12 protein-coding genes are annotated in these 15,327 nt (G+C 64.2%); 9 read left to right on the plus strand and 3 right to left on the minus strand.

Features of this window, described 5'->3' with window-relative positions:
• Nucleotides 1–233 precede the first annotated feature (233 nt).
• Nucleotides 234–1,151, plus strand: coding sequence for a LysR family transcriptional regulator (locus ACFTWF_RS41685; RefSeq protein WP_378466923.1), 918 nt, complete (start codon nt 234–236; stop codon nt 1,149–1,151).
• Nucleotides 1,152–1,311: 160 nt separating this feature from the next.
• On the opposite strand, the gene ACFTWF_RS41690 is transcribed toward ACFTWF_RS41685, so the two are convergent.
• The 3 genes from ACFTWF_RS41690 to ACFTWF_RS41700 all read right to left on the minus strand — a co-directional run bounded on the left by ACFTWF_RS41690 (nt 1,312) and on the right by ACFTWF_RS41700 (nt 6,544).
• Nucleotides 1,312–2,214 (minus strand): NAD(P)-dependent oxidoreductase, encoded by a 903-nt coding sequence (locus ACFTWF_RS41690; RefSeq protein WP_378466924.1) that lies wholly within the window; start codon nt 2,212–2,214, stop codon nt 1,312–1,314.
• Between the two features lie 69 nt (nt 2,215–2,283).
• On the minus strand, nt 2,284–3,633 hold the full coding sequence (locus tag ACFTWF_RS41695; protein WP_378466925.1) for an MFS transporter: 1,350 nt from the start codon (nt 3,631–3,633) through the stop codon (nt 2,284–2,286).
• Nucleotides 3,634–4,771: 1,138 nt separating this feature from the next.
• Nucleotides 4,772–6,544, minus strand: coding sequence for an acetolactate synthase catalytic subunit (locus ACFTWF_RS41700; RefSeq protein WP_378466926.1), 1,773 nt, complete (start codon nt 6,542–6,544; stop codon nt 4,772–4,774).
• Between ACFTWF_RS41700 and ACFTWF_RS41705 the strand changes: the two genes are divergently transcribed.
• The 8 genes from ACFTWF_RS41705 (at nt 6,475) to ACFTWF_RS41740 (ending at nt 14,953) form a co-directional block, all read left to right on the plus strand.
• Entirely contained in the window at nt 6,475–7,518 is a 1,044-nt protein-coding gene (locus ACFTWF_RS41705) for a LysR family transcriptional regulator (RefSeq protein ID WP_378466927.1), read from the plus strand. The two genes, ACFTWF_RS41700 and ACFTWF_RS41705, sit on opposite strands and share 70 nt — an antisense overlap.
• A gap of 114 nt (nt 7,519–7,632) precedes the next feature.
• Nucleotides 7,633–8,598 carry an NAD-dependent epimerase/dehydratase family protein gene (locus ACFTWF_RS41710; RefSeq protein WP_378466928.1) on the plus strand — a complete coding sequence of 322 codons (966 nt, stop codon included), beginning with the start codon at nt 7,633–7,635 and terminating at the stop codon, nt 8,596–8,598.
• Nucleotides 8,595–9,443 carry an alpha/beta fold hydrolase gene (locus tag ACFTWF_RS41715; protein ID WP_378466929.1) on the plus strand — a complete coding sequence of 283 codons (849 nt, stop codon included), beginning with the start codon at nt 8,595–8,597 and terminating at the stop codon, nt 9,441–9,443. The genes ACFTWF_RS41710 and ACFTWF_RS41715 overlap by 4 nt, the downstream gene beginning before the upstream one ends.
• A 60-nt stretch (nt 9,444–9,503) precedes the next feature.
• Nucleotides 9,504–10,112 (plus strand): cysteine hydrolase, encoded by a 609-nt coding sequence (locus tag ACFTWF_RS41720; protein WP_378466930.1) that lies wholly within the window; start codon nt 9,504–9,506, stop codon nt 10,110–10,112.
• A 58-nt stretch (nt 10,113–10,170) separates the two neighbouring features.
• Nucleotides 10,171–11,082, plus strand: a complete 912-nt coding sequence (locus ACFTWF_RS41725) for a 3-carboxyethylcatechol 2,3-dioxygenase (protein ID WP_378466931.1) — start codon at nt 10,171–10,173, stop codon at nt 11,080–11,082.
• Nucleotides 11,079–12,560, plus strand: coding sequence for an aldehyde dehydrogenase (NADP(+)) (locus ACFTWF_RS41730; protein WP_378466932.1), 1,482 nt, complete (start codon nt 11,079–11,081; stop codon nt 12,558–12,560). Before ACFTWF_RS41725 ends, ACFTWF_RS41730 begins: the two co-directional genes overlap by 4 nt.
• A gap of 133 nt (nt 12,561–12,693) precedes the next feature.
• Nucleotides 12,694–14,070: an MFS transporter gene (locus ACFTWF_RS41735; protein WP_378466933.1), complete on the plus strand. Its 1,377-nt coding sequence runs from the start codon at nt 12,694–12,696 to the stop codon at nt 14,068–14,070.
• Nucleotides 14,071–14,278: 208 nt separating this feature from the next.
• On the plus strand, nt 14,279–14,953 hold the full coding sequence (locus ACFTWF_RS41740; RefSeq protein WP_378466934.1) for a Crp/Fnr family transcriptional regulator: 675 nt from the start codon (nt 14,279–14,281) through the stop codon (nt 14,951–14,953).
• Nucleotides 14,954–15,327: the final 374 nt, after the last annotated feature.

Below are 15,327 nucleotides of genomic sequence, written 5' to 3' on the forward strand. Positions count from 1 at the left end.
GGGTGAACGCCGGAAGGCTTCTCGCGCCGTGGGGGAAGCGGGTGGAACGTCTCGTCCGCCCGGTTGGGTTGTCGTGTACCTCACACTGGTTCTGTCTCTATTAATCCGTCACTTCGTCCTGGCGTCCATGACCGAGATTCGATCCCGCTTATAGTTAACTTCTATCTAGTGGTGCAGCATGATGGTTGATCCGTCGACAGCAACCCCACACCCGCCACACGGAAGGACCCCGAATGGACGCACGGCAGCTCAAATACTTTCTGGCGGTGGTGGACCACGGAGGTGTCAGTCGCGCCGCGGACGCTCTGCTGATCGCGCAACCCTCGCTCTCGCATACGATCGCCACCCTCGAACGCGAGCTGGGAGTGCCACTTTTTCATCGGATCGGTCGCCGACTGACGCTCAGCGATGCCGGCGAGACGCTGATCGGCCCGGCTCGAACCGTGCTACGCAACCTCGACGACGCCAAGGCGTCCGTTGCCGCCCTCAAGGAACTCCGCGCAGGCCGGATCGACCTGATCACGATGCCCTCCTACGGCATCGAGCCTTTGGCCACCATCCTGACCGCGTTCACCGATCAGCATCCCGCGGTGACGTTCAAGGTGGAGACGGCGCCGAGTCCGGCCGCGGTGGTGACATCGGTGCGGACCGGCGCCTGCGAGATCGGCCTCCTCGGCGCATCGGCGCCGGTACGCGAACCGGAGCTGGAGGTCGTCGAGCTCGAGGTGCAGCCGCTGGTCCTCATCTCCGGTCCGGGCGCCATGGTCCCCGCCGGACCGCAGATTGAGCGGTCGGAGATGGCCGGAATGCGGCTGATCGTGTCACAGGGCGGCTCGTTGATGCGCTCACTCGTCGACGATGTGCTTTCGAACGGTGTGGCCGCGACCATCGTCGCGGAATTGGCGAATCGGACCTCGATCCTGCCCCTGGTGCTGAGCGGATTCGGTCAAGCAGTGTTACCTGCTGCGTGGGCTCCATTGGCGCGACGAGCAGGCGCCCAGGTTCATCGCATCGTTCCGGAAAGCAACCTGCACGTCGTTGCGGTGTGTCGCCGCAGTCAACTCACCCCTCCTGCCGCCGCCCTCATGGACGACATGCGCGCGTACGCCGTGCAACCACGAACCTCGTGGGAGGAGATGACCGGCGGATAGGGCAGAAGAAGCCTCGGAAACTGCTGACGGCCGGGGCGGGGGGCAGGGATCGTCGATCCCTGCCCCCCGGGGGTTCGCCCGTGCCAGAGCGGACACGGCCTTGCAGGAGCCGACAGTTGACTCCTGCAAGGCCATCCGGCCGCGGCCGACCAGAAGGTGATCAGTAGCCGGCTGCCGTGTCCACCGCCCCTATTAGCGGATGGTGATGACCGAACCTCTGTACGTTCTCGGTCACCCGTTCGGCAAACCGGGGAAGGCGCATGGCCATGGTGTCGGCCGTATGCGGGGTGATCAGTGCCCGTGGATGCCTCCACAGACGATGGCCGCAGGGGAGCGGCTCCGGATCGGTGACGTCCAATCCGACGCCGGCGAGCTGCCCGGCCTCGAGCGCCGATACCAGTGCGTCGGTGTCGACGAGTTCTCCGCGCGCGATGTTGACCACGATTGCGTTCGGCCCGAGACACTGGAACTCTCGTGGGCCGAGCAAGGTTCGGGTCCGTGACGTCAGTGCTGCCGCAACGATCACGACGTCGGCGTCCGCGAGGGCCTCGGGGAGTTGGTCGACGCCGAGCGTGCGATCGGCGGTGACGACGTCGATGGGCCGTCGCCGTACAACAGTGACGTGTGTGGAGAAGCATCTCAGCAGTCGGACGATTTCGAGTCCGACTCCACCGGCGCCGACAACGACGACGCGGGAACCATGGAGAGAGCGACCGGACGGCTCACCCCAGCGCGCTGCACGAGCGCGTTCGGGAACATCGCGCAGCAAAGCCAGGACAAGGGTCAGTGCATGCTCGGCGACCGATTCTGCGTAACACCCCTTGGCGCTGGTCCACGTCAGGTCCGGTCTCCGGACTATGGCGGGTAGGAAGAGATCGACTCCCGACCGCGGTAGCTGTACCCAGCACACCCCACTTCGGTCGAGGGTGCGCAGTTCGGTGTCGAGGTCCATCGGGTCCAGCGCGAAATCGACGACGACACCATCGGCTTCGGCGGAATCGGCGACGGTGACACCTCCTCCCCGTGAGATCGCTGTGGTCAGCTCAGGGGTTGGCCGAGGCAATACCGCGATCCGCGGTGGGAACGGCGCGGGTGCATCATCTAGCGGGGTCCAGTTCACTGAGACGGTCCCTCACGAATTCACGAGCGTGGTGGAGTGATCGTCACCGTGCGCCGAGGGATCCTTCGTTGCCTCGGGACCATGACGGAGGCCGACGAGGTCGGTCCTGCGGATCGCGAGCGCAGCACACAGTGAGATCAGCCCTGCGCCGGCGATGTAGATGCCCACGGCGAACGGTGAATCGAATCGTTGGACCAGGTACGTCGCAACGAACGGTGCCGGACCTCCGCCGAGGATCGCTCCGAAGGCATACGCGAGAGACGCTCCGGAGTACCGCACGCGGGTGGGGAACAGTGAAACGAACACCGCCGACTGCGGGCCCATGGTCAGGCCCAGGCTGATGATCAGCAGCAGCGCGGCCGGATACATCAACAGCACCCGCCCCGTGCCCACCAGCAGCATGAAGGGCACCGCCACCAGCACCTGCAACGTGAACCCAGCGATGAACAACGCCCGGCCACCCACCCGATCGGTCAGGTAGCTGGTCGCGAGAATGACGGCGACCCAGAAGAACGACCCGACCACCTGCACCAGCAAAACATCGGTCCGGTCGATGCCGAGAGTGTTCGTCGCGTAGGACAGCAGAAACGAGATGATCATGTACCCAGCCATGTTCGTGCCGAGAAACGTGAGCGTGCCGATCACCAACGGACGTCTGTGCTGTCGGAAGATGTCGATGATGGGCGCAGTCTCCTGTCGAGCCTGTGCCTTCATCTCACGAAATTCCGGGCTCTCATCGATCTTGGTGCGCACGTAGTATCCGATGGCAACCAGCAGGATGCTGACGAAGAACGGAACCCGCCACCCCCAGCTCAGGAACTCGTCCTCAGTGGTGAACTGCGCGACAAGTAGGAAGCTCCCCGTGGCGAGGACGAGGCCGACCGGGGTACCGATCTGGACGGACCCGCCCCACAGCCCGCGCTTGTTCGCTGGGGCGTGTTCTACCGCCATCAGCGCGGCCCCTGCCCATTCTCCACCGGCGCTTATTCCCTGAAGAAAACGGAGAAGCACGAGAAGGATCGGTGCCCAGATCCCGATCTGGGCGTAAGTGGGAAGAAGCCCAACCAGAAACGTGGAGATGCCCATCAGCGCGAGAGTCAGAACCAGCATCTCTTTCCGGCCGATCTTGTCGCCGAAGTGACCGACTACCGCGCTGCCGAACGGGCGAGCGATGAACGTGACACCAATCGTCGCCATCGAGGTCAGAAGTGCGACCGCGGGATCCATGGCGCCGAAGAACTGCGAACTGAACACCAGTGCGGCGGCTGTGGCGTAGACGAAAAAGTCGTACCACTCGATTGTTGTTCCGATTGCACTTGCGGCGAATACTTTTCGCTGCTGTGCGGGTCTAGATCCGGTCATCGGAGGCCTTTCGTGCCTTGTAGGTTCCAGAGCGGGCTCGTTCGTCCGCCGAGTTGATATGACGAGCCTTCAACAGGGCCCACGCGAGAACGTAGGGATGCCGGGAGGATGGCGCGGTGCGCGATCGGGGAGTCTGGTTCGGTCGTCGGTGATCCGCGCAGCTGCACTACAGCTCAGTGACGCCCGATCGCACGACCCGCGCAGCACTGACTGCCTCAGCGAATCTCGAGGCGATCAAGACGGCGCCGCATCCTCCTCGTCGTGTTATCCGTGTCACATCAACTTCGTTCATATAACGCGGGCGGCCCGGGTAGCGTCCATGACCAAGATTCGATCGGGCTTATAGAAAGCGACTATGTCCACCGTCTATGTCGGCAACAAGCACCGAATCGACGACGAGGGGAGAGCTACTTGGACCGCGACCACCGGTCTCTCTTATCCTGTGCCCGAGACGATTGTCAGCAACAGAAACCCCCTGTTTCTCGATCGACGTTCGAGGAACAGGGGTTGGAGAAACTTCGCTAACATCCGGCCGTGGGTGCATCGCCGTTGCGACGCGCAGACTGCCGCGTCAGGTCGGAAGCGTTCAGCTGCGAGGTTCCCACTGGTGGTACACCAACTGGCTGGACGCTGAACTCGACGGCCGTGACGCATCCAGTATGGCCCAGGTCGTTCCCGGCCTCGAAGATGCGGATCTGTTCGCAGAGCACCGCGGCGACGGCGCCTTTGGTGGCACGTGCACTCGGCGAGGTCGTGCATCGCACCATTCAGCCGTGCGAAGCGGGCAGACTGCGTCTGCACATCGTCGGCAAGAACGTTGAGGCAAGCCGTGGCCGGTATCAGGGTTCACGAAGGTCGACGGTTCGGAATGTATGAAAGAGGCGCGTCGCGCGCCTCAGGGTGAGCAAAGACTGAGATAAGTTGCTTGACCAGACGCCGCCATAGCTTCATATGCCGCAGGATGAAAGTGCATGAGGTGCGGAGCAATCTCGGGGCGACGGTGCCCCCGTGCTGGTGCACCTCGATGTCACCGAACCATCGTGGCGAAGCGATGTCAGCCCCGGGGCCGGGTGGGCCGCAGGGCTGACTGCCTACTCTTCGTCGCAGTCACCGTACGCGCGGTGACGGTGTGGAACTCCTATTGGGACATCACCTCATCCGAGACCCCGCTCCACCCGGTGATCGGGGGGTAGGCGTGGGGATCGCAGATGATCTCCACCAAGGTGGGATTGCCGGATGCGACCGCCTTCGCCAGCGCATCACCTACCTCGTGGGCGTCGGTGACACGAACACCGTCTGCGCCGCATGCCACCGCGATGGCGGCGTGGTCCACCGTGGCGAAGTTGACGGCACCGGTGTACTCACCGAACTGCACCAGTTCCACGTGCTTCTGGAACCCGAGGATGCCGTTGTTCAATAGCACGACAACCACCGGGAGGTTCTCTCGCACCGCGGTCTCGAACTCCGACCACACATGACCGAATCCACCGTCGCCGGTGAGGCAGAGAACGGTTGCATCAGGTCGAGCGGCCTTGGCTCCGAGCGCCAGCGGCATGCCCCAGCCGAGGCCGGCGAGGCCACGGGGCGAGAGAAATCGCTGTCCCGGTCGGCGAGAGCGAAGATAATTCCCCATCCAGATGCTGGAATAGCTCGCGTCCGCGGTCACAATGGTTTCGCCATCTTCGAGCAACTTGTTGATTTCATGAGCGACGAGCTCCGGGCGCACCAGACCTGCGGCCGGAGTGACGAGCTCGCTCACTGCGTTCTTGTGTTGGCTGCGGGCTTCGGCAATCTGCTTAACAACCGACGCCTCGCCGGCATGCCGCTTGCCGAGATCTCGGTCCTCAAGTGCTTCGAGGAGGTCGGTAAGGGCGAGTCGCGCATCTCCCACGACGCGGATCGCCTCGTAGTTCCGACCTACCTCATTCGAGTCGACATCGATGTGGACGAGCCGGGTGCCCTCGGAGATCAAACTCCACGCATCGGTCCCGTTCTCGTTGGTACGGGTACCGACGAGAACGATGAGGTCGGCGTCGGTCACCATGGAGCGCAGGTGATGGGTGGCTCCGGTCGGTCCCATGTAATTTCCGACAACTCCCACCGACAGCGGATGCCGTTCGTCCACAGAACCCTTGCCCATGTTCGTCGTCGCGACCGGCAGGGATGCACGTTCCTGCAGTGCCGCGAGAATATCGGCGGCACCGGACAAATGCACCCCGCCGCCCGCGACGATAAGCGGTCGCTCGGCGGCTGCGATCGCGTCGGCCGCCTCGTCGATCCTGTCCGCCGCGGGGCGAACAGGGTCCAGGGGAAACCGTCCCAGGGCTGCGGTGCGGCGGCCGGCATCGACGGCTGTCTCGAGCAGAACGTCTCGAGGCAACATCAGAACTGCCGGGCCTGGCCGCCCCGATGTTGCAGCAGTGATCGCCATGTCCACGTAATCATCCACGCGGGCGGGGTCATCGAGGACCCGCAACCACTTGGAGCACGAGCGGAAGAGGTCGGTGTGGTCGAACTCCTGGAAGGCGTTGCGGTCGCGGTTGCCGCGAGGAACGTCCTGCACAAGGGCCAGAACCGGAACGGATGCCTTCGTCGCCTCAGCCAGCGGCGGGACGAGCAGAGTGGCCGCAGGCCCGTTCTGTGCCGCAACCACCGAGATTGTGTTGGAAACACGAGCGTATCCATCCGCCATTGTGCCAGCGGCGTTTTCGGTGCGATAGGCGAGCTGTCGGATCCCGAATTTCGGTGCGGCCAGCATCAGCGCCGACGGCAAACTCTGGCCGAAGATGACGGTGATGCCGTGCCTCCGCAAGGCTGCCGCCACAGCTTCTGCGACCGTGAGTGAAGGTCCGGGAGGTTGCTCAGACACGTGATTGCCCTTCGTCAAAGTTGTCCGGCGTATTGCCTGCACTCAGCGTGCGGCAGGATTCCCCGCGGCGTCCAATAGGACTCTTTGCGATCGCGAGAAGCAATGTTTATCGTCGTGGTGTGAATCTCCGGCGACTCGAGTACTTCGTCGTCCTGGCGAGGGAGCTGCATTTTGGGCGCGCCGCCGAACGTCTACACCTGGCTCAGCCGGGACTGTCCCAACAAATCAAGGTATTCGAAAAAGAATGCGGCGTACAGCTGTTCGAGCGAAGCTCCCACGGGGTTCGGCTAACCGAGGCCGGGCGGGTACTGCTCGAAGAGGGGCCTGCCATCCTCAGTCAGGTCGAGCGCACCGTGGAGCGAGTACGCGCAGCCGGACAGGGTCGCAGCGGCACTCTACGGACAGTTCTGACCCGGTCGGTGGCCTTCGGGCTACCCGACACCATCGTCACGGTCTTTCGGGAACGCCATCCCGCCGTCCAGGTCACCACCGATGTCGCCTGGACCGCACGAAATGTGGACATGCTCCGCGCCGGTGAGGTGGACGCAGCCTTCGTCCGACTCCCTCTCAACGACGCTTCTGACCTGGGAGTACTGGTGCTGGGCGACACCGAGGCGGTGGTGGCCTGCCCCGCCGACCACCCGTTGGCGGCACAGCACCGAATCGAGCGCGACGACCTGCGTGATCAGACATTGATCAGCTGGCCGCGCGCCCAAGCACCCGGATACTTCGACGAAATGCACCGCGTCATCTTCGGCGGCGAGCCTCCGGCAGCGGTCTTGTGGGAGCCGGACCCAGAGCACCTTCTTGCCGCCGTCGACTCCGGTCGTGGAGTGGCTGTGGTCGACAGCGAGCGGGCATCGACCCTGAGGTCCGATCGCGTGGTGATCCGCAAATTCGCCTCCCCGATACCGAGGTTCGAGTTTGGTGTGGCGTGGAATGCACGCAGCGAGGAACCCGTGCTGTCCGCCTTCCTCCGGGTGTGCCGCGACCTGTCGGGCGGCGGCGATCACTAACGCTTATCGCCGAGCGTGAGAGTTGTATTGGACGAGGATCTCGGCGGCGTGATGCCCTTGGTGCATGGAATTCAGCGATTGCAGCGGAGGTCTCGCGTCATGAAGGTACTGGTCATGGGGGGTACCCGATTCGTCGGCGTCCTCGCTGTACAGCGGTTGCTCGACGCCGGACATGAGGTGACGGTGTTCCACCGCGGAAGCCGTCAACCCGAGTGGACCGGAAACGTGCGCTCGGTCCTCGGAGACCGCAACAACCCCGCAGACCTGGTCCGCCTGGCAGAGGGCCGTTTCGACACCGTGCTGGATCTTTCCGCCTATACCGGCGACCAGTCGGTATCCCTGCTCGCCGCACTTCCGGAGGTCGGACGCTGGGTGCACTGCTCCACCGTCAATGTGGTGCGGCCGAGCCCAGTTCTGCCGTGGCCGGAGGAGATCGAGTACGGCCCGCACCCCCTGTGGGGGAGCTACGCGATCGACAAGATCGCCTGCGAGCGTGCCATCCAGAATGCACGTGCAGGTGCGCATTCGGTCATCATTCGCCTACCTCTGGTCTTGGGACCACTGAACTTCATCCCCCGCGAAGAATTCGTTCTCAACCGTATTCTCGACGGCGCCCAGATCCTGCTGCCCGGGGACGGTCAGGCGGTGCACCAATACATCTACCGAGACCACGCAGCGGAGGCTCTGGCCCGCGCTGTCGATCTGCCGGGAGAAGGATTCGACGTCTACAACGTCGCCTCCAAGAGGTGCAACACCTCGCTCGAAGGATTTGTCGACGTGTGCGCCGAAATCCTGGGTCGCCCGGCGGACACCCGCATCGTCGGCGGCGGCCCGACCGGAGAAGACCGAGCCACCTTCAACAACGCCGACTGCGTGTTCCCGTTCAGTAACGAGAACACAATCTTGGCGATCGACAAGGCGGAGCAGGCGGGTCTGGTGTCCCCGTTCATGGACCTCCGGGAGATGATCTCCGCCGCGTACGACGCCCTCCTGACGCACCCCGAACGCCGGCAATGGACACGCACCGACGCTGAACAGCGCGTCCTTGCGCGACTGGACACGGTGGAGGCCAGATCGTGACAGCGCTCGGACCTACCCGGGCCTGCGAGGTCGGCGGGCACACGCTCAACGTCGTCGATGTTGGAGCCGGACCTGCGATCGTGCTGCTGCATGGGGCGGCGCCCGGAGCCTCCGCGGCAGGTACCTGGACCGCCCTCGCGCCCTTGCTCGCACGATCGCACCGGGTCATCGCGCCCGACTTCCTCGGCTTCGGCGGTTCGGACAAACCACTTGGTCAACCCTACGGAGTGGATCTGTGGACGCGGCAGACACTGGCGCTCGCCGACACCCTGGGCCTGGAGCAGTTCAGCGTCGTCGGGAACTCGCTCGGTGGCCGCGTAGCACTCCAGCTCGCGTTGAATGCACCGGAACGGATCGAACGGCTGGTGGTGATGAGCACCCGCGTCGCTCCCTCCACATCGCCGGCGCAGAAGTTACTCCGGGACTATCGGCCTGACCCTGACTTGATGCGGGAGGTGTTGCGCGAGTGCTTCGCCCACGACGCCGGTACTGTCACCGATCGGCTCGTCGAGGCGCGCTACGCACTCAGCGCCCAGCCGGGCGCGCATGAGGCGATCCAGACCTTCTTCGGCGCTGGCGCATCGGCGCCGGAGGACTTCGAACGCGAAGTGTCCGCCCTCCGACATCAGACACTGGTACTGCACGGTCGACACGACAGGGTTGTGCCCGTGTCGAACGGCATCCGCCTAGCCGAGTTGATGCCCCACGCTGAACTGCACGTCTTCGCCGACGCCGGTCACTGGTTTCCCGCCGAACGGGCCCCGGCGTTCCACTCCCTGGTCACCGATTTCTTCTCGGGAACACCCGCCCCCACGGCAGCGGTCGACACCGCCCGGCTGAACTAGACCGAGCGCCGCCGCCGACTGCCTCTCCGGCCGGCTACACCTCACACATAGGAGTCCACCGTGGAACTCGACGCCCGCAGTACCGCCATCATCGCCATCCATTGCCAAGGCGATGTGGTCAGCCCGACCGGGGCCCTTGCCGGTCTGTTCTCGCAACAGATCCGGGAGCGAAACGTGATCAATCGAATCGGCACAGTGCTCGACGCGGGACGTCGGGCTGGTTGCACCGTCGTGTATACCCGCATCGCCTTCCGGCCCGACTACTCCGACCTGATTGCCAATTCCCCCATCCTCACGGAAATTCCCAAGCTGGGATGCATGCAGGACGGCACATCGTCGGCCGAGATCATCACCGATCTCGAACCAGATCCCACCGACATCCTCATCACTCACAAACGCGTCGGCGGATTCACCGACGAGCTGCACTCGGTGTTCACCGCTCGGGGAATCACCACAGTTCTGTTCAGCGGCGTCGCGACCAACGTCTCGGTCGAGAGCACCGCCCGAGCGGCCACCGACCTCGGCTATCGAGTGGGCATCATCGACGATGCCTGCTCGGCGGCCACCCTCGAAGCGCATACCGCCGCTATCGCGTCCCTGAGCGTGCTCGCCACCATTACCTCCGTCGACGAGGTCGCCGCCTCGTTGACCGTGCTCGCCGGGCGCTGACGCGTCACGCCACACTGAGATACCGCCACGGCGGTGCCAGGAATTCCAGGAGCAAGTCATGACAACATTGAAGTCGGGTGCGCGTCTCGCCGGCGTTGCACTCTCCCACAGTCCGCAGATGCTCGCCGACACCGAGCACACGCAGGGCCTTCAGTTCCGTGCCGCGATCTCCGCTGCGGCACGCGCGGCGCAAGCCTACGACCCCACCCTGGTCGTCTACTTCGGGCCTGACCACATGCGCGCGCTGGCCGGAATCGCGCCGGCTTTCACCACCGTCGAACGGGCCTCGGGCTACGGCGACTGGAACACCGCCAGCAGTCGCTACGACATTCCCTCGCAACTGGTTCGGGACTACGTCGCGCACTCGACGGTCCGTGGTGTGGAGGTCGCCTTCGCGCATGAGCTCAAGCTCGATCACGGTTTCAGTCAGTCGACCACTGATCTGTTCGGGCGGCTCGATGCCGTCCCGATGCTTCCGGTCATCATCAACTGCATTGATCGCCCCCTGGCCACCATGGCGCGGGTCGTCGAACTCGGACGACTCACCCGTGAGTTCCTCGACACCGCCACCTCGGCGGACGATCGTGTGCTCGTGATCGGCTCCGGCGGACTCTCCCACTCACCGCCCTCCCTCATTCCTGGGGCCGACAAGCTTCCCGAGGCGGAACGCCAGGCGCTGATCACGAACAACATGGCCAAAGCTATCGACGCGATCCGCCCCGAATGGGACATGCACATTCTGTCTCTGCTCGCTGATGGCGACCTCGACGCCATCTCCCGGCTGACGCACGACGACGTCCAGGCGGCCGGCACGGGTGCACACGAAGTGCGCACCTGGGTCGCTGTCGCTGCCACCGTGGGCCAGCCGCTCGCCACCGTGGGATACGAAACGGTTCCGGAGTGGATCACCGGTATGGGGATAGCGGCGGACCAGGAATTGGCGGTCGAGGCGAGCGTGGTGTCACAGTGACCGATATCGCCGCGACTCGAATTCCCGCAACCACCACCGCCATCACGAACGCTACGATCCAGGCCGCGGCGGAGGCCATGTCGGTGTGGTCCTCGACGTCACGGGCAGAACGATCGACGATCCTGCGCAGCCTTGCCAGCGAACTCGCGGCATCGTCCGATGATCTCGTCCCGGTCACCGACGCCGAAACCGGTCTCGGCGCGGCACGATTAACCGGTGAACTCGCCCGCACCGTACACCAGTTGCGTCTGTTCGCCGACGTTGTCGACGAAGGCGCGTATCTCGAGGTGACAATCGACCACGCTGATCCGGCTGCACCAGTCCCCATCGCCGGCGACATCCGGCGGTGGCTGGTTCCGCTCGGGCCGGTTGCGGTGTACTCCGCGAGCAATTTTCCCCTGGCCTTCTCCGTCCTCGGCGGCGATACTGCCTCCGCCCTGGCCGCCGGATGTACGGTCATCGTCAAAGCGCACCAGGGACATCCCCGGACATCGGAACTCGTGCACGAGATCGCGACTCGCGTATTCCGGGAAGCCGGAATGCCCGAGGGAGTGCTCGGACTCGTCCACGGACGCGACGCGGGCCGCACACTGATCTGCCACCCCGAGATCTCGGCCGCAGGTTTCACCGGATCGGTCAGCGGGGGACGAGCCCTGGCCGACCTTGCACACGATCGCCCCCACCCGATTCCCTTCTTCGGTGAACTCGGCAGCCAGAACACGCTTGTCATCTCGCCCGGTGCCGCCGAAACACGTGGCGCCGATATCGCCGAGGGGCTAGCGACATCGGTACTTCTCGGTAGCGGTCAATTCTGCACGAAACCAGGACTGGTACTTCTGCCGCGCTCGGAGTCGGGTCAGCGGATTCTCGAGCACCTCGCCGACAGCATCCGAACCGCGTCTGTATCCCGACTACTCACTACCGCCATACAGGACGGCTTCATCTCCGGCAGTCAGGAACTCGAAGCATCCGCCGGTATCACCCTCGTCGCCCGCGGCGCCAGCGCCGCCGTCGACGGGCTCGCACCCGCGCTGTGGGAGTGCGCACCCGAGCACCTCGACGGAGTCGCTCTCGAAGAGTGTTTCGGACCGACCGCAGTTGTCGTCCGGTACGGAGACGAGGACGAACTTCTCGGTCTGGTGCGAAAGGTTCAGCCCGCGCTGACGGCGAGCTTCCACACCGAGCCCAGTGAACAATCACTATCGAAGACGCTTCTCGAAACGCTGGCGCCGAAAGCCGGCCGAGTGATTGCGAACCAGTACCCCACGGGCGTTGCCGTCACGTGGAGCATGCACCATGGTGGTCCCTCCCCATCGACCACCAACTCCCAGCACACCTCCGTGGGCGCCACAGCGATCCGGCGGTTCCTCCGCCCGGTTGCGTTCCAGAACGTCGACCCCGCATTACTGCCCGACGAATTGCAGGACACGACCGAACTCACGGTCCCACGCCGGGTCGACGGGGTACCGATCTCCTGACCCGCGCATCCCCCGGCGCTGCGCATCCCCCAGCGGTCCCCGGCGATGCACTCTCGGCTTCGCTTTCCCGAACCACCACTTTCACACCCCACCGCGGAATCGGCACGATTCCGCTCTCCGAAACGGGAACACCATGACAGAATCCTCAGCGCCGCCAATCCCGGTGACCAGTAAGGCAACGTCGCCGTTGCGGGTGGCGATGGCCAGTTTCATCGGTACCACGGTCGAGTACTATGACTTCTTCATCTACGGCACCGCTGCGGCGCTGGTGTTCCCGAAGTTGTTCTTCCCGGACGTGTCCTCGGCGATGGGGATTCTGCTGTCATTCGCCACCTTCGGTGTCGGGTTCTTGGCCCGTCCTCTCGGTGGGGTCGTGTTCGGGCATTTCGGTGACCGGGTCGGCCGGAAGAAAATGCTGGTGATTTCCCTGGTCGGAATGGGCTCGGCCACCATGCTGATGGGAATGTTGCCCGGCTACGCGCAGATCGGGATCGCCGCCCCCATCCTGCTGACCATGCTGCGCCTGGTGCAAGGCTTCGCTGTCGGCGGGGAATGGGGCGGCGCCACGCTGATGGCTGTGGAGCACGCTCCCCCCAAGAAGAAGGGATTCTTCGGATCGTTCTCCCAGATGGGTGCTCCCGCCGGCACCAGCGTCGCCACCCTCGCGTTCCTTGCGGTCTCCCAGCTGCCGGACGAGCAATTCCTCTCCTGGGGTTGGCGTCTGCCCTTCCTGTTCAGCGCCGTCCTGATCATCATCGGGCTGTTTATCCGCCTCTCCCTCGACGAGAGCCCTGACTTCGCCTCCGTGCGCAAACGTCATGCCGTTGTGCGCGTGCCCGTTGTCGCCGCAATCCGGAGGCATTGGCGCGAGATACTTCTGGTCGCAGGAACGTATCTGAGCCAGGGTGTATTCGCCTATATCTGCAGCGCATATCTGATCTCGTACGGTACGACGGTGGCAGGGATCAGTCGGACGTTCGCCCTGGCAGGGGTCTTCGTCGCCGGAGTTGTGGCGGTGATCTTGTACCCGCTCTTCGGTGCTCTCTCCGATACGTTCGGCCGTAAGACGATGTATCTACTCGGGGCAGTAGCGATGGGTGTGGTGATCGCGCCCGCCTTCGCGCTGATCAACACCGGGAATCCGTGGTTGTTCATGGCCGCCCTGGTGTTGGTCTTCGGGATTGCGATGGCACCGGCAGCCGGGGTCACCGGATCACTGTTCACCATGATCTTCGATGCGGACGTGCGCTACAGCGGCGTCTCGATCGGCTACACCCTGTCCCAGGTGGCAGGCTCAGCGTTCGCCCCGACGATCGCGACCGCCCTCTATGCCTCGACCAAGTCCAGCAACTCGATCGTTGTCTACCTGCTCATCGTCTCGGCGATCTCCGTGGTTTCGGTGATCCTGCTTCCCGGCGGCTGGGGCCGAAGAGGCGCCGCGCAACAACTGGTGGACGATCGCACCGCCAGCTCTACACAACCGTCCGCCATTGTTGAGGCTGCGCACTAGCTGTGCCGTTCCGGGTAGGGGTGTATCGGATCCGTTCCGCGACCGGAGATGACAGAGCAAACCCCGGACCGATGACCCAACCTTCGTCGACTGGAATGCTAGAATGTCAATATTGAACGGTGAAGGCGCCGATCCCGGCGGTCACTACGTGCGTAGGTCTCCTGCGAGCGAGCAGCGCGAGGAGTCACCGGCATCGAGAGGGTTGGGTATGGACGAGATCCTGGCGCGCGCCGGCATCTTCCAGGGCGTCGATTCGACAGCCGCGGCCGCATTGGCGGCGCAACTCGCGCCGGTTGACTTCCCGCGAGGACACGCCATTTTCGCTGAAGGCGAGCCGGGGCACGAGCTCTACATCGTCGTCGAAGGCAAAGTGAAATTGGGCCGACGGTCGCCGGACGGACGTGAGAACCTGCTGGCCATCATGGGTCCCTCCGATATGTTCGGTGAATTGTCAATCTTCGATCCCGGACCACGTACCTCCACCGCAACCGCAGTCACCGCGGTACGGGCGGTGCGGATGGACCGGGCCGCGCTCGGCGAGTGGGTCCGCCAGTGCCCCGACATCAGCGACCAGTTGCTCCGCGTGCTGGCGCGTCGGTTACGTCGCACCAACGACAACTACTCCGATCTCATCTTCACCGACGTTCCCGGCCGTGTCGCAAAAGCGTTGCTGCGGCTCGCTCAGCGATTCGGGGAACAGGACCGAGGCGGTCTGCGAGTCACGCACGACCTCAAACAGGAAGAGATCGCCCAACTCGTCGGAGCTTCCCGCGAAACGGTCAACAAATCCCTCGCCGAGTTCGCGCACCGTGGGTGGCTGCGCCTTGAAGGCAGGAGCGTTGTCATTTCAGATGCCGAACGGTTGGCACGCAGAGCGCGTTGACGTAACGGCGCCGACCGCTGCTCACCAGTCGGCGGAGCGCCCGGAACGGTGTCCCACATCACCGCCTACTCGGACGAGGGTGGCACAGTTGAGCGCACGCAGACCGCGCCGGAAGCGCCGAGGCGGCGGTAGTGCGCCAGCTGACTTGGTCGTCGCACGATTCCTCACCTTGAGCTGTGGCTATGCAGTTATCGGTCGAGTGGTATTCGATGCAGCGTGGGAAACATCGGTCATCGGCGGTATTGCGACCGCCGCTGTTGTGGTCGTTGTGATGGCACTGAGCTTCCACCGGAATGAGCACTGATGCCGGGGGTCCCGCGACATGCTCGCTCTGATTGACTTAGCCAGGTCTGGGCGCCGACGACTGGCGCAGG

It is taken from the genome of Rhodococcus sp. NPDC056960 (assembly GCF_042674125.1).
GTDB lineage: Bacteria > Actinomycetota > Actinomycetes > Mycobacteriales > Mycobacteriaceae > Rhodococcus_F.